Source organism: Sulfidibacter corallicola, assembly GCF_017498545.1.
In the GTDB taxonomy this organism is placed as follows: domain Bacteria; phylum Acidobacteriota; class Holophagae; order Acanthopleuribacterales; family Acanthopleuribacteraceae; genus Sulfidibacter; species Sulfidibacter corallicola.
The window spans coordinates 5,602,398-5,622,647 of record NZ_CP071793.1; the positions used below are offsets into that span (position 1 = coordinate 5,602,398).

Annotated in this window: 18 protein-coding genes and 1 tRNA gene; 8 read left to right on the plus strand and 11 right to left on the minus strand. The window is 56.5% G+C overall.

Translation table 11 applies throughout. The features are described from left to right. Positions 1 to 28: 28 nt before the first annotated feature. The 8 genes from J3U87_RS16975 to J3U87_RS17010 all read right to left on the minus strand — a co-directional run bounded on the left by J3U87_RS16975 (position 29) and on the right by J3U87_RS17010 (position 9,454). A complete protein-coding gene (locus tag J3U87_RS16975) occupies positions 29 to 625 on the minus strand; it encodes a hypothetical protein (protein WP_237384246.1) in 597 nt (198 codons plus the stop codon). Continuing rightward, positions 622 to 1,182, minus strand: coding sequence for a type 4a pilus biogenesis protein PilO (gene pilO / locus J3U87_RS16980; protein ID WP_237384247.1), 561 nt, complete (start codon positions 1,180 to 1,182; stop codon positions 622 to 624). Before pilO ends, J3U87_RS16975 begins: the two co-directional genes overlap by 4 nt. After that, positions 1,179 to 1,769: a PilN domain-containing protein gene (locus tag J3U87_RS16985; protein WP_237384248.1), complete on the minus strand. Its 591-nt coding sequence runs from the start codon at positions 1,767 to 1,769 to the stop codon at positions 1,179 to 1,181. Before J3U87_RS16985 ends, pilO begins: the two co-directional genes overlap by 4 nt. Positions 1,770 to 1,833: 64 nt before the next feature. Further along, on the minus strand, positions 1,834 to 2,616 hold the full coding sequence (locus J3U87_RS16990; RefSeq protein WP_237384249.1) for a hypothetical protein: 783 nt from the start codon (positions 2,614 to 2,616) through the stop codon (positions 1,834 to 1,836). 73 nt (positions 2,617 to 2,689) lie between these two features. Continuing rightward, on the minus strand, positions 2,690 to 4,273 hold the full coding sequence (locus J3U87_RS16995) for a GspE/PulE family protein (RefSeq protein WP_237384250.1): 1,584 nt from the start codon (positions 4,271 to 4,273) through the stop codon (positions 2,690 to 2,692). Positions 4,274 to 4,545: 272 nt separating this feature from the next. Then, a complete protein-coding gene (locus J3U87_RS17000) occupies positions 4,546 to 5,745 on the minus strand; it encodes a type II secretion system F family protein (protein ID WP_237384251.1) in 1,200 nt (399 codons plus the stop codon). 341 nt (positions 5,746 to 6,086) lie between these two features. Beyond that, on the minus strand, positions 6,087 to 7,223 hold the full coding sequence (locus tag J3U87_RS17005; protein WP_237384252.1) for a glycosyltransferase family 4 protein: 1,137 nt from the start codon (positions 7,221 to 7,223) through the stop codon (positions 6,087 to 6,089). A 1,397-nt stretch (positions 7,224 to 8,620) separates the two neighbouring features. After that, positions 8,621 to 9,454: a hypothetical protein gene (locus J3U87_RS17010; RefSeq protein ID WP_237384253.1), complete on the minus strand. Its 834-nt coding sequence runs from the start codon at positions 9,452 to 9,454 to the stop codon at positions 8,621 to 8,623. A 594-nt stretch (positions 9,455 to 10,048) separates the two neighbouring features. On the opposite strand from J3U87_RS17010, the gene J3U87_RS17015 reads away from it, so the two are divergent. Continuing rightward, positions 10,049 to 10,124 (plus strand) — tRNA-Thr (locus tag J3U87_RS17015). A gap of 780 nt (positions 10,125 to 10,904) precedes the next feature. Here J3U87_RS17015 and J3U87_RS17020 read toward each other — a convergent pair. From J3U87_RS17020 to J3U87_RS17030, 3 genes are all read right to left on the minus strand, one after another. Then, complete coding sequence (locus tag J3U87_RS17020) at positions 10,905 to 11,732, minus strand: hypothetical protein (RefSeq protein WP_237384254.1); 828 nt, start codon at positions 11,730 to 11,732, stop codon at positions 10,905 to 10,907. Positions 11,733 to 11,968: 236 nt separating this feature from the next. Then, on the minus strand, positions 11,969 to 13,039 hold the full coding sequence (locus J3U87_RS17025; RefSeq protein ID WP_237384255.1) for a hypothetical protein: 1,071 nt from the start codon (positions 13,037 to 13,039) through the stop codon (positions 11,969 to 11,971). Between the two features lie 233 nt (positions 13,040 to 13,272). Next, on the minus strand, positions 13,273 to 13,632 hold the full coding sequence (locus J3U87_RS17030; RefSeq protein WP_237384256.1) for a hypothetical protein: 360 nt from the start codon (positions 13,630 to 13,632) through the stop codon (positions 13,273 to 13,275). Between the two features lie 42 nt (positions 13,633 to 13,674). On the opposite strand from J3U87_RS17030, the gene J3U87_RS17035 reads away from it, so the two are divergent. From J3U87_RS17035 to J3U87_RS17065, 7 genes are all read left to right on the plus strand, one after another. Continuing rightward, a complete protein-coding gene (locus tag J3U87_RS17035) occupies positions 13,675 to 14,181 on the plus strand; it encodes a DUF2924 domain-containing protein (RefSeq protein WP_237384257.1) in 507 nt (168 codons plus the stop codon). A gap of 23 nt (positions 14,182 to 14,204) precedes the next feature. Next, on the plus strand, positions 14,205 to 15,758 hold the full coding sequence (locus tag J3U87_RS17040) for a recombinase family protein (RefSeq protein ID WP_237384509.1): 1,554 nt from the start codon (positions 14,205 to 14,207) through the stop codon (positions 15,756 to 15,758). A gap of 720 nt (positions 15,759 to 16,478) precedes the next feature. Further along, positions 16,479 to 16,799, plus strand: coding sequence for a hypothetical protein (locus J3U87_RS17045; protein ID WP_237384258.1), 321 nt, complete (start codon positions 16,479 to 16,481; stop codon positions 16,797 to 16,799). 445 nt (positions 16,800 to 17,244) lie between these two features. Then, on the plus strand, positions 17,245 to 17,823 hold the full coding sequence (locus tag J3U87_RS17050; RefSeq protein WP_237384259.1) for a sigma-70 RNA polymerase sigma factor region 4 domain-containing protein: 579 nt from the start codon (positions 17,245 to 17,247) through the stop codon (positions 17,821 to 17,823). A 278-nt stretch (positions 17,824 to 18,101) separates the two neighbouring features. Further along, positions 18,102 to 18,452 (plus strand): hypothetical protein, encoded by a 351-nt coding sequence (locus J3U87_RS17055; RefSeq protein ID WP_237384260.1) that lies wholly within the window; start codon positions 18,102 to 18,104, stop codon positions 18,450 to 18,452. Beyond that, on the plus strand, positions 18,449 to 19,465 hold the full coding sequence (locus J3U87_RS17060; RefSeq protein ID WP_237384261.1) for a PD-(D/E)XK nuclease family protein: 1,017 nt from the start codon (positions 18,449 to 18,451) through the stop codon (positions 19,463 to 19,465). The genes J3U87_RS17055 and J3U87_RS17060 overlap by 4 nt, the downstream gene beginning before the upstream one ends. Positions 19,466 to 19,494: 29 nt before the next feature. Next, positions 19,495 to 20,211, plus strand: coding sequence for an ATP-binding protein (locus J3U87_RS17065; RefSeq protein WP_237384262.1), 717 nt, complete (start codon positions 19,495 to 19,497; stop codon positions 20,209 to 20,211). Positions 20,212 to 20,250 lie beyond the last annotated feature (39 nt).

Here is a 20,250-nt window from a genome sequence, read left to right on the forward strand (position 1 = left end):
GCTCCTGTTCTGTTTTCCGATGCCATGCTCATTCGGATTCCAAGTTGATGTCGATTTGCTTCTGATTCTCCAGAAACATCAGGCGAACCACGGGATAGCGAAAGTCCACCAATTGATAACGGTTGGCGAAGGTTTCGCCCAGAGGCACCACGAACAATTCCTCTTCCAGTGCGACGGCGAACTGGAACTGCCGATCCTCGTGACTGGCCATGACGCCGAGGACCTTGCCCGGAAAGGTGGGATCCGGCGGTACCTCCGGTTCTTCCGGTTGCGACAGTTCGGCGGCCTTCAGCGCTTCCTCGCGAGCCTTTTCCAGCTCTTCCTGCAATTGCTGGTGTTTTTCCTCGACTCGGCGATCGGGAGCGCCGAAAAGGAACGGATTGCGGATCGCGGTCGCGTCTTCCAGGGTTTTGCTCTTGCGGTTGGCGAACGAGAGTTCGGGAAGGCGTCGCACTTCCTCGATCGCCTTTTGGGCGCGGGCCTGGTCGGCGCCTTCCAGCACGCCGAAATCGCCGCCGAACACGCCGATCTCTCCGGCGCCGTCACCTAAATAGATGTAGGCGTTGACCAGGATCAGGGCGGCGACCAGTCCCAGCAGGATCATCAAGCGTTTCTTCTCGTTCATGAGCCACCGCCCTCGAAATAGGTTGCCAGGGAGAGTTGAACCTGTACCGCGTTGCGCTGGCTGGATTCGCCTTCCAGGTTCAGCTCGGTGATGATCAGGAACATCTCGGAGGTTTCGATGTCTTCGATGAAGCCGCGGATGTCGCGGTACCGCCCGAGCAGCGGGAGTTCGATCTCGTAGACTTCCAGGTTGTCCTGGCGGGTGTGGGTGGTGCGGTACTGCACCTGGTCCATCTTCAATCCGTGTTTGCCGGCCTTCTCCGCGAGGAAGGCCGAAATCGAAACGATGCGTTCTTCGCGCTGTTGGAGGAATTCGCGGCGAAAGCGGGCCATCTCGCGCAGGTTCTCGTGGTAGCGGTTCGCGTAGCGCTGCACGTTGGCGGCTTCCTGGTTGTCGCGCTCCAGTTCCAGCCGTTTCATTTCCAGGCGGGAGGCGCTGTCCTTCTGAATGGCGCGCTCTTCTTCGACCGCGAAGATCCAGAACGCGGCCAGGAAGAGGAGCAGCACGGCGGCGGTGACCCCCTGGCCGACCTTGTGATAGAGGTAGTCGTGAATCATGATTTCCCTCCACCGGGCAGATAGGTGAAGGCGATCTCGAAGTCGATGGCCGCCGCCGGATTGTCGCCGTAGGTTTCCGAAGAAAAGTGCACGTCCTTGAAGCGCGGCTGGGCCTGCAGGGCGCGGATGAAGCTCAATTGGGCTTCCTTGGATCGCGCCTGGCCGCTGAGTCGCAGGACCGTCTCCTTGACGCGGCCGCGGCTTCGCTGGCTGGACTGGGGGCGCAGGCTGATGATCCGCACGTCCTTCGGCAGCAGCAGGCCCAAATCGTCCAGCAGTTTGCCCCAATGGGTGTCGAAAGCGCTCTGGATCTCGTGAAATTGCACCACTTTCTTGCGGTAATCGCTCAAATCCACCTTGGCCAACTCGCTGAGGGCCAGACTGTGCCGCTGCATCAGGTTCTGTTCCTCGAGGTTCAACGCGTCCAGCTCCTCGTGGGCCAGCGCGTTGCTGTGGCGCAGCCGGTTCCAACTCACCAGCGCGATGCCCAGCCCCACCAGCAGGCTCAGGTTGACCGTCCACAGGATCAGCAGGGTTTTGGTGCGGTGCTTGAACGGTGACGGCGAAAAATTCAGTTGATCTGACATGGCGTTTCCTCGCGGATGGCGTATGCCGGGTGCGGATGGCGGCGGACAATGCGGTTTGGGCGGATCATTGGGTGCCCATCAGGGTGATGAATCGGTCGAGCGCGGGGCCGGCCAGTTGGGGGACGACCACGTCCTTCCGGAACTGGTTGAGCTCCCGTTGCAAGGCGGCCAGGTGGGGTTGTAGATCGGGCGAGAAATTCAACACCTGGACCTTTTTCCCGGTCTTGTCGGCGCGCAGGAAGGCTTCCAGATCGGAGTGGGCCAGGGTGGCCACGTCCAGCGAGCCGTCGTGCCCGAAGGGCAGGCGCCGGGTTCGAAATTGGAGCAGCTTGCCGTTCGGGGCGACCTCGGCGAACAGGTAGATCTGGTCGAAAAAGGCGATGGAGAAGCTGTTCCAGCACAGACGGGTCTTTTCCAACAGCGTCGAAAACAGGCCGCCGATGTAGCCGCAGTGAACGCCCTTGGTCTTCAGCGCCTGGAACAGGCCGTCGACCCAGGGGCGCGGCAGCGAAAAGGTGACGTAGTTGTGTTCCTCTTCCAGCGGCATGAAGCGGATTTCCGCCTTGTCGATCGGGTAGGAGAGGTAGCGTTTCAGCTTCCACGAGAGGAAGGGCTTCAATTCGGCCGGTTTGGCGGGCTGATCCAGTTTGAGCCGCAGCGGGTGGAGTAGGTCGTCCATGAGGAGGATGCCCACGCGGTGGGTTTCGAACACCTTGGCCGGCAGGTTGTCCATCACCAGACTGGTCGCGGGCAGATCGGTCGCCGGTTCCAGGGATTGTTTCCAGCCGCCGTCGTGGCTGCCGTGACATTCGGTCGGTGAGAGGTAGATCCAAGGATGGTCGGTCATGGGTTTCCTTTGCGTGGCGTTGTCGAAGGGGGGCGCGGCGCCGGGGGAGCCGTGCGCGCTTGGCGGGGTCGTCTCAGTCGATGAAGGTGACCTTGTTGATTTCGTGCAGGGTCGTGACCCCTTGTTTGAGCAGGTCGACGGCCGCTTCGCGCAGGAAGCGCATGCCGTTGCGGGTCGACAGTTCCTTCAGCTCGCGAATCGGTCGCCGGTCCAGAATCGCCTCGCGCACTTCGTCGTTGAGGCGCAGCGCCTCGGCGATGACCGTACGGCCGCGGTAGCCGGTACCGTGGCAGGAGAGACAGCCGTTGCCTTCGAAGAGCGTGATGTTGGCGAACTCTTTGGGGTCCAGCGCGGACAATTCGAATTCTTCGGGGGTGGGCGTCATCGGGTGTTTGCAGTGCTGGCAGGTCAAGCGGATCAGGCGTTGGGCCAGGACGCAGTTCAGCGCCGAGACGAAGTTGTAGAGGTCCACACCCATGTTCACGAAGCGACCGATCACGTCGATCACGTTGTTGGCGTGCACGGTGGTGAAGACCAGATGGCCGGTCAGGGCGGATTGGATGGCGATCTGGGCGGTCTCGGTGTCGCGGATCTCGCCGACCATGATCTTGTCTGGATCGTGGCGCAGGATCGAACGCAGGCCGCGGGCGAAGGTGAGTTGTTTCTTTTCGTTGATCGGGATCTGGGTCACGCCCTGGAGTTGGTACTCCACCGGATCTTCGATCGTGATGATCTTGTCTTCCGTGTTGCGGATCTCCGAGATGCAGGCGTAGAGCGTGGTGGTTTTCCCGCTGCCGGTCGGTCCCGTGACCAGCACCATGCCGTAGGGTTCGCGAATCGATTGGCGGAAGTCGCGCAGGAGTGGGCCGGAGAAGCCCAGGACCGGCAGGCTGAGGTTCTTGAAGCTGGCGTTGGACGATTCTTTGTCCAGAATCCGGATGACCGCGTTTTCACCGTGGATGGTGGGCATGATCGAGACGCGGAAGTCGATGCCGCGGCCCTTGATCGTCAGCTTGAAGCGGCCGTCCTGGGGGACCCGTTTTTCGGCGATGTCCAGCTCGCTCATGACCTTGATGCGCGAGATCAGGGTGGTGTGGTACTTCCTGTCGATCGGCTGCATGGCTTCGTAGAGCACGCCGTCGATGCGGTATTTGATGACGACCCGATCGGCCTCCGTTTCGATGTGGATGTCGGAGGCACGGCGTTCCAGCGCGTTGTAGATGGTCGTGTCGACCAGGCGGACGAGGGGCGAGCCGTCGCTGACCAGCTTGTCCACATCCAGGTCGTCCTGAATGTGTTCGCCGCTGAGCGTTTGCGCGTGGAAATCGCTGGTCGCGTCCTGCAGCACCCGTTGGGAGCTCTCCGATTCTTTCAGAATCTCTTCGATCCGGCTTTTGGGGGCGACGACCAGGGAGATTCGCTTTTTGGTGAGCAACTCCAATTCTTCGAGTTGGTTGACCATGTCGCGATCGGAGAAGGCCAGCTTGAGTTGATTGCCCTCCTGGCCGAGCGGCAGGCAGGCGTAGCGCATCATCCACTGAACGGGCATCATGGTGAGCATGTCGCGGTCGGTGCTGAAGTCGGCCAGGTCGGTGAAGGGCAGGTTGAGGTCGTCCGCGAGGGCCAGGGCCTCGTCGAAGGTTTGGGGTTCAGACATCGGACGCGCCTCCTCTTCGGCGTGGACCGGGGACCTGGCTGGGACCTGGCGTCTGCGGGCGTGCGGCGCCAGGGTATTTTCGCCATTCCCGAAGGATTGCGGTGCCGGCACGGTGTAACGGTGCGTCGCACGTTCCAGGGGTTCCCGACGGTCCGGGAGTGGTGGCCGGCACCCGCTTTAAATCGCCGAAATCACGCGGAAAACATCTCATAAAAAGGTCTCGTCTCATGGGTTTGGGTGTTGGGGGGTCGGTGGGTGCGGATCGCATCATCTCACACCAACTCGAAACTGCTGAACATCGGCAGGTACATCGAAAGCACCAGAAAGGCGATCAGCAGGCCCACGAACAACAGAACGATGGGGGCGACGAGCGAGGATACCATTTCCAGATAGTCTTCCGACTGTTCTTCGCCGTGTTCGGCCAGGTAATCGAGCATTTCTTCGATGGTGCCGGTGGCTTCGCCGACGCGGATCATTTCGCCGACCGAGTCGTGAAAGAAGGTGTGGGTGTCCAGCGCTTCCTGGAGGTTGCCGCCGTGGGACACCTCGTCGCGAACTTTCAGCAGGCTGATGCCCAGCAGGCGAGAGGGCACGCCGCCGGCCGTGGCGGTGAGGGCCTGGGTCAGCGGGACACCGCCGCTGAGCAGCAGGCGCAGGGTGCGGGCGAAGATGTTTTGGTTTTGGAGAACCCAGACCGTGCCCAGCAGGGGGATGCGGCGCAGGATGCCTTCCGTGAGCAGGGCGCCTTTCTCCGTTTGTGCGAACAGGAACAGGGTGATGGCCGCGACAAAGGTGATGCCGAACAGGTAGCCGTAATAGTCCGTGGTCCAGTTGGAGATGTTGACGACCACCTGGGTCATGGCGGGCAGTTCCTTGTCGCTGTGTTCGTACATGCTGGCGAAGTGGGGCATGGCCCGGGTCATCATGATGTAGATCGCGACCAGCGCCGCGGCGATCAGGAGTGCCGGATAGGTCAGCGATTGCAGAAATTTCTTGCGGGTTTTGCGCAGGCGTTCTTCCTGTTGAATGAAGCGTTCCAGGACCTCGACCAGGTTCCCGGATTGTTCGCCGGCATGGAGCAGGGCGGGATAGTAGCGCGGGATCATGTCGCCGAAGGAGGCGAAGGCTTCCGAGAGCGAGGCGCCCTTGGTGATTTGTTCGCGTACCTGTTCCAGGAGGTCGCGGAGCTTGCCGGCCTTCATGCGTTTGAGCAGGATGTCGAGGCTCTCCACGACGGGCAGTCCGGCCTTGATCAAGCCGCGGAATTCGCGGTTGAACATGATGAACTTGCGCATCGGGATCTTGCCTTTCAGGCCGAAGACCGCCGCGAAATCGATACTCGGCTTGACCGAGAAGACGAAGTAGCCCTCGTTGGTGTAGTGCCCGTGGACTTCCGATTGACTGGCCCCGTGGACGATGCGTTCGATGACCTCGCCGTCGCTTGATCCCAGTTTGACCTTATACTGCGCCATGAATGTTCCCAACCCATCGGTGACGGTGACAAAAAACGAAAGGGGCGACCCGGCTACCGGAAGAACCGGCGGAGTGCTCGATGAGGGCGCGGCATGTGGCACGCGCACGCTTGCTTGTGTCTTGACAACGCACCTTGGACGGTCCCCTCGTTTTAATAGTCGAAAATTGGCGCCAAAAAGGCGCGGCCGGAGCCCGTGGTGCGAAAAAAATGGACCTGTCGGCGGTGAGGGCCGATGTCTCCACCTGCATCCGGCGTGGCGGCCATCGCATTGTAACACTTACGAGCGGTCCTGTTCGTCGAGAAGGGAGACGGGGTTTCCGGCATGCCGGAACCGCATGCTCAAGCTGGGTCGTCATCGGAGCGCAGCAGTTCGTCGTAGAGTTCCAGTTCCAGCGAGACGACGCGATCGAGCGCATAGCGGCGAAGCACCTGTTCGCGAGCGGCGGCCCCCAAGCGGGCGGCCAAGTCCGGGTTGCCGAAGACCCTGTCCAGTGCCGCGCGGATCGAGGCGGTGTCGGGCTGGCACAGGTAGCCGTTTTCGCCGTGGGTGATTTCGGCCGAAATGCCGGAGACGTCGGTGGCCACGACGGGCCGGCCGCAGGCCATCGCTTCGAGCAGGGTTTTCGGATGGCCCTCGAACAGCGAGGGTTGCACGTAGACGGCGGCCCGGTTGAGCAGTTCGGGCAGGACCAGGTGGGGTTGGTTGCCCAGCATCGTGACCGGGAGCCGTTCCTTTTTGATGTGGCGGCGCAGGCGAATCTTGTGGCCGCCACCGCCGACCATGTGCAGCCGATAGGGGCTGTCGCGAAAGGCGTCCACCAGGTTGAAGGGATTCTTCTGATCCACGAAACGCCCGATCGAGAGGGCCAGATCCGGTTCGGGTGCGAGGTCGGGCATGGGTCGGAAGGCGTCGGTGAGTACGTAGTTGGGGATGACGCGGGCGCGGTCGACCCCGAGCGCGGCGGCGAGTGCCCCTTTCATGGCGGGCGTGGTCACCACGGCGCCGTCGGCGAGGCGGAAGAGTTTTTGTTCCAGTGCGTTGGCCTGTTGGGCTTGGAGCGAATCGGGGCCGTGTTCGCGGGCCATGAAATCCGAAAAAAGGTAGCCGCAGCGGGTGATCGCCTTGGCGCCGTGACGTCGGGCGGCTTGGAGGGCAACGTCCGCGCCCCAGACCTGGTTGCTCTTGAAGATGGCGGGTTGGCCAGGGGGGACGGGCGGCGTTTCGATCAGGGTGCGGACGTAGTCCGATTCAGGGAGGTCTCGGTCGTTGCAGATCAGGGCCAAGTCGCCCAGGTGATCGGCGTAGGCACGGTCGCGGCCGTCGCCGTAGGTGACCAGCGTGACGCCGGCCAGGTGGGGCGCGAGCCGTTGGTAGAGGGCGAGTTCCCGTTCCAGCAGGCCGGTGTCGGCCCAGGTCTTGAGCGAGACGCCTTTGGTAAAGAACAGAACCAGGTGGGTTTGCGACAAATCGGTCATCGAAGTCGTTCCGGAAGTGGGCGCGCGTGGCCGGCGCTGCACGTGATGGGGAGGGGGCGCGGTCGAGTGGCGGCATTATAGCATTCGGTACAGAGGGGTTCCCACGGCGCGTGATGGAGAAGGGTTCGTCGAAACGTCGATTCCGCTCGGCTTTGCTTCGTGCGGTTCAGTTCGGTTCGGCCATTATCCGCGCGGTTGGGTTCCGCGCCCCTGTACAGTGCGGTTTAGTTCAGCTCGGTATGCTCCGTGCGTGTCAGCTCGACCCCGGCCCTGTACGGTGTGGATCGGTTCAGCTCGGAACGCTCTCTTGAAACAAAGTTGCTCGGAGTACCCGAATGCCGAGAGATTCGTCGTGCCCGGTAGGTTCAGCAGGGGCGGTAAGCCCGCCGGCTGAACATATCGAAGCGATCCCCACTCCGCAAGGATGAGTGATAAAAGAGCGAAGCAGATAAGTCGGGCCTGTGGATCTCTCGATGGTCGGTTTTGATCTTTGCCCGGTCACTTCGATTGGTTGAGCAGGGCCGGTAAGGCAAGCTGCCATACCGGCCCTGCTCAAACTACAGGCTTTATGCCTCTTACGCGCGCGGGCTCTCCGAGTCGGCTCGCTTCGCGTTGTTTCTTTCTCGAAATCGAGCTGGGTATGCCCGCTGGTGCGGGGCTCTTATGTAACAAACCCTGTAAAGCTCGAAGGTAAGGTTTAAAGTTTATGAGGGGGCAAGTTCCGTTCGGAGCGCCCGAATGCCGAGAGATTTGTCGCGCCCGGTAGGGGCATCAGGGGCGGTAAGCCCGCCGGATGAACTTGTCGAAGTAATCCATGCGAGGAGTTCCAACCTAATTAATGAGCGGCGGGCACGGCCGTGCCATACCGGCCGTGCCATACCGGCCGTGCCATACCGGCCGTGCCATACCGGCCGTGCCATACCGGCCGTGCCATACCGGCCGTGCCATACCGGCCGTGCCATACCGGCCGTGCACTACGCCGCTCTCGTGAATGCGGGAACTCCCTAGCGATTCGCTTCGATTAGTTACCCACTTGAAACCCAGGCCCCGGCCTGGGCGGCGACTCCGTGCTTGTCGGCTCGACCCCGGACCTGTGCGGTGCGGATCGGTTCAGCGGTGCGGATCGGTTCAGCTCGTTATGCTCTGTGCGTGTCGGCTCGACATGGCTCTGTACGGTGCACATCGTTTCAGCTTGGCCCTGTACGGTGCATTTCAGCTTGGTCTTGTTCCGCGCGGTTGGGTTCCGCTCGGCCCTGTTTCGTGCGGTTCAGCTCGGGTCGGCCTGGCCCTGCTCGGTGGCGTCGGGTGGCGTTGGGTTCCGCTTGGCCCTGATTCGGGTGGTTTTGGTTTAGTCTGGGCCTGTGCAGGGGGTGCGGTTCAGCTCGGGTCAGATTGGCTCAGCGGCGCAAAACGCGCCGACGGGCAGCGAGGCCGGCGGCGCGGAGCGCGAAGCCGCCGATGATCGCGAAAATGGCGAGCACGATCAGCATGACACCGTAGAAGTGCGCCTTCGAGGTCGCTTCCTCCGGCGAGCCGTAGAACATGGTCAGTTGCCGATCCCCTGGCGAGGTGACCAGCCCTTCATTGGAGAGGTGACCCAGGAAGACGACGGGTGCGTCGTTGGGTAGGGTGCTTCGCTCCACCTTGACCGAGACGCTCTTGTAACCGAGTTCGACGAGAGAGTAACTGAGGTTGCCCAGATGGGCTCGGACCGGTTTGCTGTTGCGCGCGCTCGAGCCTTCGCGGTCAATTTTCGCACGGGCGCGATGATCCCGCTGAAGCGGCAGGTTTTGGGGGGGAACGGTCACCGGCAGGACCGAGCCTCCGCCGTGAAGCTCGGCGCGCTCGGCAAAGGCCGACCAGTCGAGCAGCACCGTTTCCTCCTGCTGTCCCGAGCCGAGCGATTTCGCCACGATGCGGAGGCGGCCACCGATCACGGCCTCGTCGGAATCGGGCATGGTGACGGGTGTGGCGGTGCGGAGTGTACCGGCCACCTGGACGGGCCCGGTGGGTGGGCCTTGATGTGCGGCGGCCTCGGCGAGGCTGATGAGGGGCGTTTCTTCGAGGCGTTCGGCGTGTTGGGTGACGAGGAAGCGGAAGAGCAGGATGACGATGCCGACCAGGATCGAGAAGGTGCCCAGCACGATCATGGTGCGGATGTTGTTCCACTGCCGGCGGCTCACGCCGACGGGTGGTCCGTACTTGTCGCTGAGAAAGCTGTCCCAGGCCATGGCTGCATCCCATTCGGTTGTCACGTCGATGGGCCCATCATACCAGACCCGGGCTCCGACCGCACGGATTGCAGAAACCGGCGATGACGGGGGTCCCAACATCGACGGGATTCGGATGCTCGAGCGAGCGAAAGGGAGGGGGCTCCGAGGCGGGGATCGCTGCCGGGATCGGGTCGAGAATCCGAGATGGAAGGGAACTTGGCGATGGAGGGCTAACGGGGGAGGCTGTCGAGGTAGAAGGGGGCTTGGCAGTGGTGGGTTATCGTAGGCGGCTGCCGAGGTGGAAGGGAGCTAGGCGATGGTGGGTTATCGTAGGCGGCTGCCAAGTTGGAAGGGGGCTAGGCGATGGAGTGCTAACGAGAGAAGGCTACCGAGGTGGAGGGGAGCTAGGCGGTGATTGGAGACTTCCGAGGGAAGACCGTTGTTTTTCGATTTCAGGAGGAAAACTTGTGGCTTTGGGGTTGGCAGAAGGCCACCAATGATGGCATAATTCCGAGTCCTGTTGGGTCCTGACTATTTCCCGACAGGTTTTGAGAACGGTACCAACCACCGCGTTCACGTACAGGTCAGGAAAAAAAGAAGTTAACAAAGAGTGCCGCCATAGCTCAGTTGGTAGAGCGACGGATTCGTAACCCGTAGGTCTCCAGTTCGACTCTGGATGGCGGCACCATCTCCCCTCCAGTGGGAAAGCCCGCAAAGCGCGGGTAACCAAAAGCCCGGAGCAACACGCTTGCGGGTTTTCTGCATTTAAGGTGTTATTTTTTAGTAGTTTGGCGCTGGTGGCATTTCGTGGGATGGTTGAGACCATAGAGGCCAGATAAAAATGCTATCCCCGCCTACGAGTGGCCACCGAGAAGAATATTGCGTTTATCGACCCGTTTTATCGGTTTTATCTGCCCAGCTTGGCCCGCAGGGTTACGAGCAAATCGGCTGGATAAACCCGATAATTTCGACTTCAGACTGAAGCGCGTCGATCTCATTTGGCGGTGTGGAAATCGATTTCTGCAACTAAAAGCGATGTGCAGTTTTGGGTGTCGAAACGGTGGTTCGGGAACGAAGAATGATGCGCGATTTGAAGTGGAGCTTTTATTCGACTCTGGATAGATAGAGCGCCCACAGGAGGTGATTTATGCTATTCGTAACCGAGTTTAAATTATCGCCGGGCTAATCAGTAACCCCGCTTTGCTTTATTGCCATATTTTTACTTCAGAAAAGATAGTATAGTAATCTGGTTTTGAGTTTTGCACGATTGGCCTTGTGTAAAATTTTGACTTGTGATACATAGAAAAAAATTTCTGTGTTTTCTAAGTGTGTATTTTTTTTATTACATGCGGAATGAACGTCTTGATTGATTGCATTGGCACAAGTTATATGCTTTAGGCTTTCTGCGACCTGGCTGTTGCGAATCAAGTCCTTCGTCTTGAAGGAGTGTCTTAATTGAGACAGGCGCTCAGCTTGTTATTAGCCCAGTAATGACAGCTTGATTTATTTTTTTCATTGCGCCCGCTGAGCTTTCAGTGATTTTTCCGTCCTTTCGCATGTACCATTCACTATCTTCGGAGATTTTGAAATCATCTATCCTTGACAGATAGAATGAAAATACCTCTTCGGAATTTACCTTTGGTTCGTATGTGAAATTCATAATATCTAATTGAAATTCTAAAGACCTCAATCCAGACCCTGTGACACTGTCAAGTTGCTTAACTTCATCTTTCAAGTGTAGCGTTTCTATAGTCTGCGAACCTGACTTTTGCATTTTCGTGGCCCAGGATCTTGTGAAACCCCGAATATTGTTTTTGGTGTTTTTCTTTTTTGCTATGTGCTTCTTTGGGTCACCCTGGTATGCATGAAGTAGGTAGCGAGCAGCTTTACTGTCTGAAATATTGTTTTCAGGCGGGAGGGTAACCAATCTTATGATATCTTTAAGAAGTAATAATACAACCTTTAGCGAGTCGATAGTGGGCTTGTTATTAATGTTAAGGCGGAAATATTTTGCTTCAAGCCAGTTGTGTTGATAAATTCCATATTGCTTTAACTCTGGTGTTAGGATTTTCATTGCCTCTAAGTCAAGGTGTAAGTCTGCTCGCATTTCAGTAGTGTCTCTATATTTCACTTCAGATCGCAAGCACGAAATCGGATTATTTATATTTCGGCCATTCAGTTCTTGAAGAACTGCCATTGAAAATGCTGACAACAATGTGCCTTCAAAGTCGGGACTTTGATAGGGAAGACCTGTGAGAAACTCTGGTAGCGACATAAAAGCTTGTTCAAATAGCAACTTGTACCCCTCCCTCGAGATGTTTCGGCTAGATGTTGTTTTATTGAGAGAGTTTTGTTGTGGCCATATAGCCTTGTTGGATTTTGCGCGAATCTACCCGAACCCGGCGGAAGGCATGTCGGGAGATCGGTTCCGCCAAACCTTCTGGTATCTAAAATGCACTTGTCTTTGATTTTCTTGTGAAGCCTTTTTAGGGGTAGTTGTTTTTAAGGAGCGGGAATTAAAAAACAAAAAGGTCAGGGTTTATGCCTTGACTCGGCTGAGGATTGGCTTAAAGCCCACTCTTTTAAAGAAAACGCCTCAAGCACCCTAAGAGACTCTCTGCCATCAACCAGGCAGTAGTACCTAGGGTTACTAGGCTGGGTAGCGAAAGCTTTCAATGTTTCGATTACTGAAGGTGTAATATCATGACAATGTTGTACAATCAGAACATCTGCTGGCTCTTTTGAGAGTCGAACAATTTGGTCTCCATTGGCTCCCAAGTGCTTCATAGTCATTGGAGAAAATTTTGAAGGCCCCTTTAAAAGAAAAGCACCTCTTAATCTCCTTCCTCTGAGATGGAGATGAGATGTGAAAAAATCGGAAGTCTCTCCTCCCCAGTCTTTAGGAGTGGATTCAGACAGAATCCTACCAAGCGCGCTTTTGAAAGTTTTTTCTTTAATATGCTTCATTTCAGAAAAGTTCGAAGACAGTTTGTAATCTCGGACTCGTGAAAACTCATCAAAATTCTCAATGTACACATTGTAGTAGTCATTATAAAGATTCCAGGTGAGATTTCCGGTGTCCATGTCCATCATATGAGGGAGGCCGATTATTAGTGGGTGAAAAAGAAGCTGTTTGCCGGCTTTCCTTTCCAGAAGTGCTACTATTGCAAACTCGCCTCCGTAGTGCAGGCGGGATTTCAGAGTATCTCCAGTTACTTTTTTTACTGTGACCCTAAATACAACATCTAATCCTACACTTTTAAATGACGCACACTCCAGGTGTACCTCTTGCTTGTTGTATATTTCCGGACAGGGCAGGAGTTTGACTACTGAGCAAAAGAGTCGACCTTTCCTGCTTAAAATAAGATGGTCTAGAGATGAGATGTTATTCACCTTGCAAAAATCAACAACAACTTTGGTATAACATTTGTCAAAAAAAATCTGTTTCTGCCATTCAGGAGTGGATGGGGACATTTGGTCAGTAAACCTCTTGATCAACTCCATTCCATTATCTCCTAGAACAGAAATAACCTTTCGGTGATTTACAAAACCTGGGTCTATTATCATTTTTTCGTTTGTCATTTTCTCCCTGTAAATGTCCAAGTCTCAAATGCGCCTTGTTGAGGACGCGCATTCTGCAGGGGTGTAGGTGTATAGTAGTCACCATGCTACCACCTTCCTTTGTTGCCTTCCAGAGGTAGCTCATGAATAATGTTCCTTTCCTGAGAAACGGATTTAGTAAATATTCGATTCTCCAAAAGAATCTTTCAGTTTTCACTTTAAAGCTACAGATCTCTCCGATGGTCAAGAAGGTCTTTTAAGCAACTCGTGGCTAGTCAAAAGCTCGGGACCTGATTTCCAGGGCAAATCTGGCGCTCCCCTGACCCGATTTCCGGTTCTCTCCTGTAGTTAGTCTCCAACCGCGATAAATACGCGGGCAACCAAAACCACCGGAGGCTTCCTTGCAGCACCATCCCAGCGAGATGTCCCCAGACCAAATCCGGGCAGAGGTCGGCGATATCCTCATTCGTGGCTATTTGCGAAGTCACCTCGGCGAGAGCCTTACCCAATCGGGCGAACAGCCAGAATTCCGTACAGGGCTCCAGAAACCCGTTAACGATATCAGGGAAGTGAAACGAGAACCGCTTCGTAATCCCCAGAAAAGACTTGCTGGCAGCGCAAAAAAAGAGCTCCATAGAGACGCTCCTTTTGGACAAAAACAATAAAGAGAGCTGTTTATGTATTCTGAAGTAGAGAAAAAAATCAAGGCCCTCGACCGCATGAACGGCCTTGAGCTTCGTGCTGCCTACATCGAGGTGTTCAACGAGCGTCCCCATTCCCACCGGCACCAGTGGCTGAAACGTCGAATTGCTTGGGGCATTCAGGCGAAAGCTGAAGGTGGTTGGTCCGAACGCTTCATTGCCGAGGCCCAAAAAGCGGATCTCACCGAATTGAGGGTGATGGCGCCTGGTTCTTCCCCAATCAAAAGGAAGAAACAAACGGAGCCCAAGACCGGCGAGGATTCGGCGCTGGACGACACGGGGCGGGACCCCCGAATCCCCAAACCCGGCACGGTCCTGGAGCGGGAGTTCAAGGGCCGCCAAGTTCGCATCACCATCAAGCGCTCAGGCTTCGAGTGGGACGGCAAGGTCTACGCGAGTTTCAGCGCAGCCGTCAAAGCCGCGACCGGCGCCAGTTACTCACCCTATGTCTTCTTTAAGCTGGGGGCCAAACCAAAGTCCTGACCGGAGGCAACGATCGCGTGAGAATGAAAGTCAATTCGAATACCAAGCCAGAGGGGGCCAAACCCGTGCTGGTGGCAGTTTATACCCGCAAGTCCACCGCGAAGGGCTTGAATGTTGAAGACAACACGCTTCAATTTCAGCGGGAGGCCTGTGAAGACTTCATCAAGGCCAAGCGCGGTATCGGCTGGGAAGTCTATCCAGAATATTACGACGACGGGGGGTTCACCGGCGCAAATACCGATCGACCGGCACTGCAACGATTGCTTGCAGATGCGAAGGTTGGGAAGTTCGACGCGATCGCTGTGTACAAAGTCGACCGGATTAGTCGGAGCGTCGGCGACCTTGTGTCCATGGTCGAAGAGTTTCAAAGGCTCAACATTGACTTTGTCAGCGTCTCGCAAAGCTTTGATACCTCGAATTCGATGGGACGCTTGATCTTGAATATCCTAGCCTCGTTCGGCCAATTCGAGCGAGAGACCATCGTGGAGCGAATCCGGGACAAGAGGGACGCCGCCCGGCGAAAAGGAAAGTTCCTCGGTGGCCCTCCGCCTTTGGGCTACGACATACATCCTGAAGGAAAACGGCTTGTCGTGAATGAAGAGGAGGCCGCCACCGTTTGTGAAGTCTTCCAGCTCTACCTGGAGCGCCAATCCATATTGGAGGTCATGGAAGAGTTGGCCGAACGAGGGGTTCGCACCAAGCGGCGGACCACTATTACAGGGCGGATCACGGGAGGCGTCCAACTCTCTCGTCCATATGTTTCCGGGATCCTTCGAAACCGGCTGTACCTTGGACAGGTCGCCTACAACGGGGAAGTCTTTGAAGGGGAGCACAAGGCAATCATCGACGAGCAAACTTTTGCCAAGGCCCAAGCACTGCTCTCCCAGAAGAACCCCCGCGATCGCAGGGCACGGTCGCGCAAGTCGTATGCACTCCTGCAGGGCCTCATCTATTGCCAGCATTCCGGCGAGCTGATGAGCCCGACCTACACGAAGCGGAACGGAAAGAAATACATTTACTATCAGTGCTCACGGTACAACCGAAAGGGGGAGTGTGGTTGCAAGAAACGGCGGATCTCGGCCGCGATGATCGAGCAGGATGTCATCGGTGAACTGCGGCGGATCGGCTCCGATTCCGAGTTCATCGAGTCCCTGATCACACCTGCGGAAGCCAAATATGAGGCTCAGGTTTTTGCGCTCCGAGAAAACGAGGCCAACCTCAAGGTTGAGCGGAAAAGACTCCATGCACGGCTTAGGTATTGCGAACGAAAACCTGAGAAAGCAGAAGAAGTCGAGACCATTCAAGAGGGGCTTGAGGATATCCGTCAGGGTCTGGATCAAATAAGAAACCAGCTTGAACGAATAGGCTTGTTGCCGTTTTCCGCCTCTGATTTCAGGGACGCACTCGCCCGTTTCAACCCAGCTTGGGATGCTCTCTCGTTTGGCGAACGACGTCGTATGGTTGAACTGTTGATAGATCGAATCGTGTTCGACGGCAACGAGGGAAAATTCGGAGCATTCGAGATCGTCGTGAGGAATAGTGGAATCGTCGCCTTGACGGAACAGCACGAGGTTTGAGGTGAAAAAGCAGCGGACCTTCACATTGCCGAAAAGAGATGTCGGCATTCATTCGGCTCCCCAGATACTGGGCCTTTGGGATCTAGAGCAAACTGTGCCAGCAGGTCGCGTCCCGCGAATTTCTCGATTGATGCGGTGTGCTTTTTTGATCGACCAAAAGATTCGAAATGGGGAATATGAAAACCAGGCAGACTTTGCGAGAAAACACCATCTTTCCAAGAATCGAGTAACGCAGATCTTAAACTTGCTACTGCTCGCTCCTGATATCGCGGAGGATATCATTGATCTCCCGTTGGTATATAAGGGGCCTGATCCCATCAATGAGCGATTGGTGAGGCCGCTGACCCATGAACGCTTATGGTCGATGCAGCGAATAAAATGGGCAAATCTCAAAGTTAGAGCCAGGTTGTAATTTTTTGAATAGGGCGTGGTTTGTCCTGCTGACGGACACTTTTGAGGGGCGGGAGAAAATAGAAGGTTGCTGCTTTTTTCTAACTAGCTGGAACCAGGGTGATTAACCTTCTCGTAAAAAGTCTGAAAAAACAGAACGGGGTGTTGACTAACGTGCCTGGTTTGTCGTCAAATACACGAACTTTCGATGTCTTCGTGCTGACTATCACACCTGTCTCAATATAGTCTATGAGCGTTCTTTATGGGTGGTGGTCATTCGTTGCGACTTCGAAAACCCTAATCTTTTCGAATTTCTCAGGAGAATAGCGAATGACCTATTCCACGGTACGCCAATTGTCCGCCCTCCGTCAGTTGCTCTACAAGAAAGTGACCTGTGAGCTTCTCTTCGGTGAAATCAAGGACTTGTACGTGACGAACGGCGAACCACTGCTCGATCCTCCGCCGACAATCATCAAGAAATCCAGATATCCCGTGCGAAACAACCCACCGAAACCTTTTAATCCCGAGGCAACCCTTAGCCAGAGCTGGATCGATTTTTTTGTCGAGTTGGACGAAATCAAAAACGGATGGATTGATCAAATCAAAATCACCAACGGTGAGCCCAGAGAGCTGGAACACGAAAAAGCCTAAGTGATTTGATTCACCCATTCGAATGACACGTAAACGAAAATCGCCTCGCCTGGCTGGCAGGCTTCCAGCCACCGAAGAGGATTATTTTCACATTTTGTGACGCGGTTCCCCTTCGCTTTCTGTAGTTAGTGCATGAACGAAGGAACCTGGCGTCCCACCTGCCCTTCGACGTCATCGATGAGGCTCACTCGGACGCCCCCTTTTTCGTTTACCCGCCCCATTCCAAAGCGCTTATCCAACAAGAGGCACGCCTGACCTGCGGTCCAAAGTAAGCGTGTGGCCACCAAAATACAACCCATTCTGAACATCGACTGACCGGAACAAGCGGAGGTCGTTGTGGGTACTGCTACCGCAGTATCGCAACGGCCTCCGTGTGTCTGCAGGGCCGGTCTGCGATTCGGTACCCGCAACGGCCTTCCTCTGCCCCGGCAGAGGGAGAGCCTTTTTGAAACATCAAGAGATTCGTGAATTGTTCGGCAAGTACCTCGCAGGCTACATCAAGTACAAAGCAGCCCATGTGATTGAAACCCTTGGCCTGCCTCGACATCACGTCGAGGATCTCGAACAGGAATTGATCATCCATCTTTGGGGAAAACAGCCCGATTGGAACCAAACCCTCGGGACCTGGAACTCCTTCGGCAAAATGGTGGTGGACCAGCGCGCCCGTAATTTCATCGACGAATGCACTGCGCAGAAACGGGATTGTCGGAAAACGTGTTCCATGAATGATCCTATCCCGCTAAACGGGGTCAATGAGAGCCCTCTTTTCAGTCAGCACCAGAACCAAACGCGCTTCAAGGCACCATCAACCACTGAAGCGACTCATTTCAGAGTGGATTTAGAGCGATTCCTCCAGCGGCTCCCCGAAGGGCTGGCTGCTGTGGCGCTCGCCTTTCAAATGATGAGCGCTCCCGAGGTAGCTCGGGCCTTTGGCGTTTCTGAGTCGACCGCAAAACGCTACAAGAAAAACCTCCGGCAGCGATTGGCCAGAAGCGGTTTCCAAGATTATTTCAGGTTTGCCTGAGCCGATTTGCCAACCGCGCCTGTAGTTAGTCCTCAACCCAACGAGGGCGGAAGGCCCGAAAAAGACGGGTCGCGATCGACAGCCAAGATGGATGATCCGTTTCTCTCCTGCTTCCGGTATTTAGTCTCCAACACGCCCCGAAGGGTTTCAGCTCCCTCGGGGTCAAAACGGGACACCAAGCTCGATCCTAAAAAAAATAAAAAATCCTGACCGGATTCGCCGCTGGTTTCTGTATTTAGCCCCTACCCATGCCGACCACCTCCCGAAAGGACCCACCCATGCCCAAGCTCATCTACAAATACGAGTTCAAAGACCACGTGTCCATGGACGCCGTCGAAAGCGACCTGGCGCTTGCCCTGATCTCGGCCGAGGCCTTGTTTGGCCAGTCCCGCGTGCTCCTCGAATGCGATCTGGCCGCCGACTTCAAGAGGCGGACCCTGGTGATCCAGGCCGGGAACCAGGTCGGCCAAACCGTGAACACGTTGTTCGTCGGCCTGGTCCATCGTTTCCTCGGCCAAGATGCCTTCTCGCTTTCCCGCATTCACCCCTGCCCCAGCCAGCCACCTCGACACCCGCGCAACCGGAAGAAACGCAGACGCAAAAAGTCTGCGGCCGAGGCTGCATCATGAAACCGAAGACGCTGATCACCTATTCCCAGCTCGCCACCTTCCTGAGCTGCCGCCAGAAAATGCGCTGGCGTTACATCGAAGAGCTGGTGCCGCTGGAACGGGCACAGGCCCTTTCGTTCGGTTCGCTGATCCACGACTGCTTGGAGTCCTGGCACAGCCAACAGGACCTGCCGGCAGTGCTGGATCACATCGATCGGATCTATTCCGATCGAGCCACCGACGAGAAACAACGCGCCGACTGGCATCTCGCGACCGCCATGATGAAGGGCTACGTCAAACGCTACCCCACCGAGGATTTCGAAATCATGGCGCTCGAGAAAAAGTTCGAGGGCCCGATCGTGAATCCGAAGTCGGGCCGCGTGTCCCGGTCCTTCCGGTTCGCGGGTAAGGTCGACGGGATCGTGAAGCGGGGCGACGACCACTTCCTGCTGGAGACCAAGACGGCCTCGCAAGTGGACGCCGCCTACTTGGAACGGCTGTGGCGAGATTTTCAGATCTCGATCTATTCCCTATACGCCCGGCGCGTTTGGGGCCTCGAGATCAAAGGTGTCATCTACAACGTCTTGTGCAAGGCGCGCCTCCAGCAAAGCCGGGGCGAAACCGAGGCCGAGTTCGAAGCCCGCCGCGCAGCGCTGATCGCGAAATCGAAAACTGGTCGGTCCTCCGCGAAGCGACGGCTGCCGGAATCCGACGAAGCCTTCAAAGACCGGCTTGCTGCCAAATACGACGAGCCCGGCATGTTCGTCCGCGAGGAGGTCCTGTTCACCCAAGGTGACCTGCAGCAGGTCGCCGGGGAAATCTGGGACCTGACTCAGGCCCTGCTCGAAGCCCGCCGAGCAAACGCCTATTTGCCGAACCGAGGCGCCTGCTACCAGTACGGCCGCGCGTGCGCCTACCTGCCGTTGTGCCAGTCGCCCGACAACGAACACCTCATCCCCACCTTCTACGAACGTCAACCCCCGCATTCGGAGCTGGCCGAGGAACCGGCCGCAGCCGAAGCGCCCATCTTTTGACCCATACATATAAATAAGGAGACCCCTGCGTGAAACTCCCCACCGAAAAGCAACCCAAGAACCAATCACTCATTTCCCAAACCGTCCTGTTGTACGGCCCAAACAAAATCGGCAAAACCGAGCTGTGCGCCCAGATTCCCGACACGCTGTTCCTCGCTACCGAAGCGGGCCACAACCATGTCGAGGCATTCGTCCAACCGATCAAGAACTGGGAGGATTTCCTTAAGGCGTGTGCCGAGATTGCGAAGATGGACCATTCCTTCAAGGTCATCTGCATCGACACGGTCACAAACCTGCTGTGCTTCTGCACGGACCATGTGTGCGCGCAGCACGGCATCCAGCACGAAAGCGACATGGGCTACGGCAAAGGTTATGCGTTGGTGCGCAACGAGTTCATCCGTGCCCTGACCAAGTTGAGCATGCTCCCGGTCGGCCTTTGGATGACCGCGCACAGCACCGAGAAGGCCATCGAAACCCGAACCGGCACGCGAACGCGGATCGTGCCGAACCTCCCGGAGAAGATGGGACAGTTCATTCTCGACTTGGCCGACATCGTGGCGCTGTGCTCGGTAGATCGAAATGAGAAGGGACTAAACCAGGCCGAACGGGTGATCTACACCAAGCCAAGTCCGGACTACGTCGCCGGTGACCGTTCAGGTCGGCTGGAGGCCAAGCTGCCCATGACCTACGCGGCTCTGGCCAAAGCCTTCGAGGCCACCACCCCCGAACCCCAAACCCAAGCCTAACCATTGAAACTCGGCAAGGCATGACATGGCTGCGGCTCC

Bases quoted from the DNA above. Each gene is read 5' to 3' on its own strand.
- J3U87_RS16975 (WP_237384246.1), bottom strand. From the start codon at position 625: ATGAACGAGAAGAAACGCTTGATGATCCTGCTGGGACTGGTCGCCGCC.
- pilO (WP_237384247.1), bottom strand. From the start codon at position 1,182: ATGATTCACGACTACCTCTATCACAAGGTCGGCCAGGGGGTCACCGCC.
- J3U87_RS16985 (WP_237384248.1), bottom strand. From the start codon at position 1,769: ATGTCAGATCAACTGAATTTTTCGCCGTCACCGTTCAAGCACCGCACC.
- J3U87_RS16990 (WP_237384249.1), bottom strand. From the start codon at position 2,616: ATGACCGACCATCCTTGGATCTACCTCTCACCGACCGAATGTCACGGC.
- J3U87_RS16995 (WP_237384250.1), bottom strand. From the start codon at position 4,273: ATGTCTGAACCCCAAACCTTCGACGAGGCCCTGGCCCTCGCGGACGAC.
- J3U87_RS17000 (WP_237384251.1), bottom strand. From the start codon at position 5,745: ATGGCGCAGTATAAGGTCAAACTGGGATCAAGCGACGGCGAGGTCATC.
- J3U87_RS17005 (WP_237384252.1), bottom strand. From the start codon at position 7,223: ATGACCGATTTGTCGCAAACCCACCTGGTTCTGTTCTTTACCAAAGGC.
- J3U87_RS17010 (WP_237384253.1), bottom strand. From the start codon at position 9,454: ATGGCCTGGGACAGCTTTCTCAGCGACAAGTACGGACCACCCGTCGGC.
- J3U87_RS17030 (WP_237384256.1), bottom strand. From the start codon at position 13,632: ATGGAGCTCTTTTTTTGCGCTGCCAGCAAGTCTTTTCTGGGGATTACG.
- J3U87_RS17035 (WP_237384257.1), top strand. From the start codon at position 13,675: ATGTATTCTGAAGTAGAGAAAAAAATCAAGGCCCTCGACCGCATGAAC.
- J3U87_RS17040 (WP_237384509.1), top strand. From the start codon at position 14,205: ATGAAAGTCAATTCGAATACCAAGCCAGAGGGGGCCAAACCCGTGCTG.
- J3U87_RS17045 (WP_237384258.1), top strand. From the start codon at position 16,479: ATGACCTATTCCACGGTACGCCAATTGTCCGCCCTCCGTCAGTTGCTC.
- J3U87_RS17055 (WP_237384260.1), top strand. From the start codon at position 18,102: ATGCCCAAGCTCATCTACAAATACGAGTTCAAAGACCACGTGTCCATG.
- J3U87_RS17060 (WP_237384261.1), top strand. From the start codon at position 18,449: ATGAAACCGAAGACGCTGATCACCTATTCCCAGCTCGCCACCTTCCTG.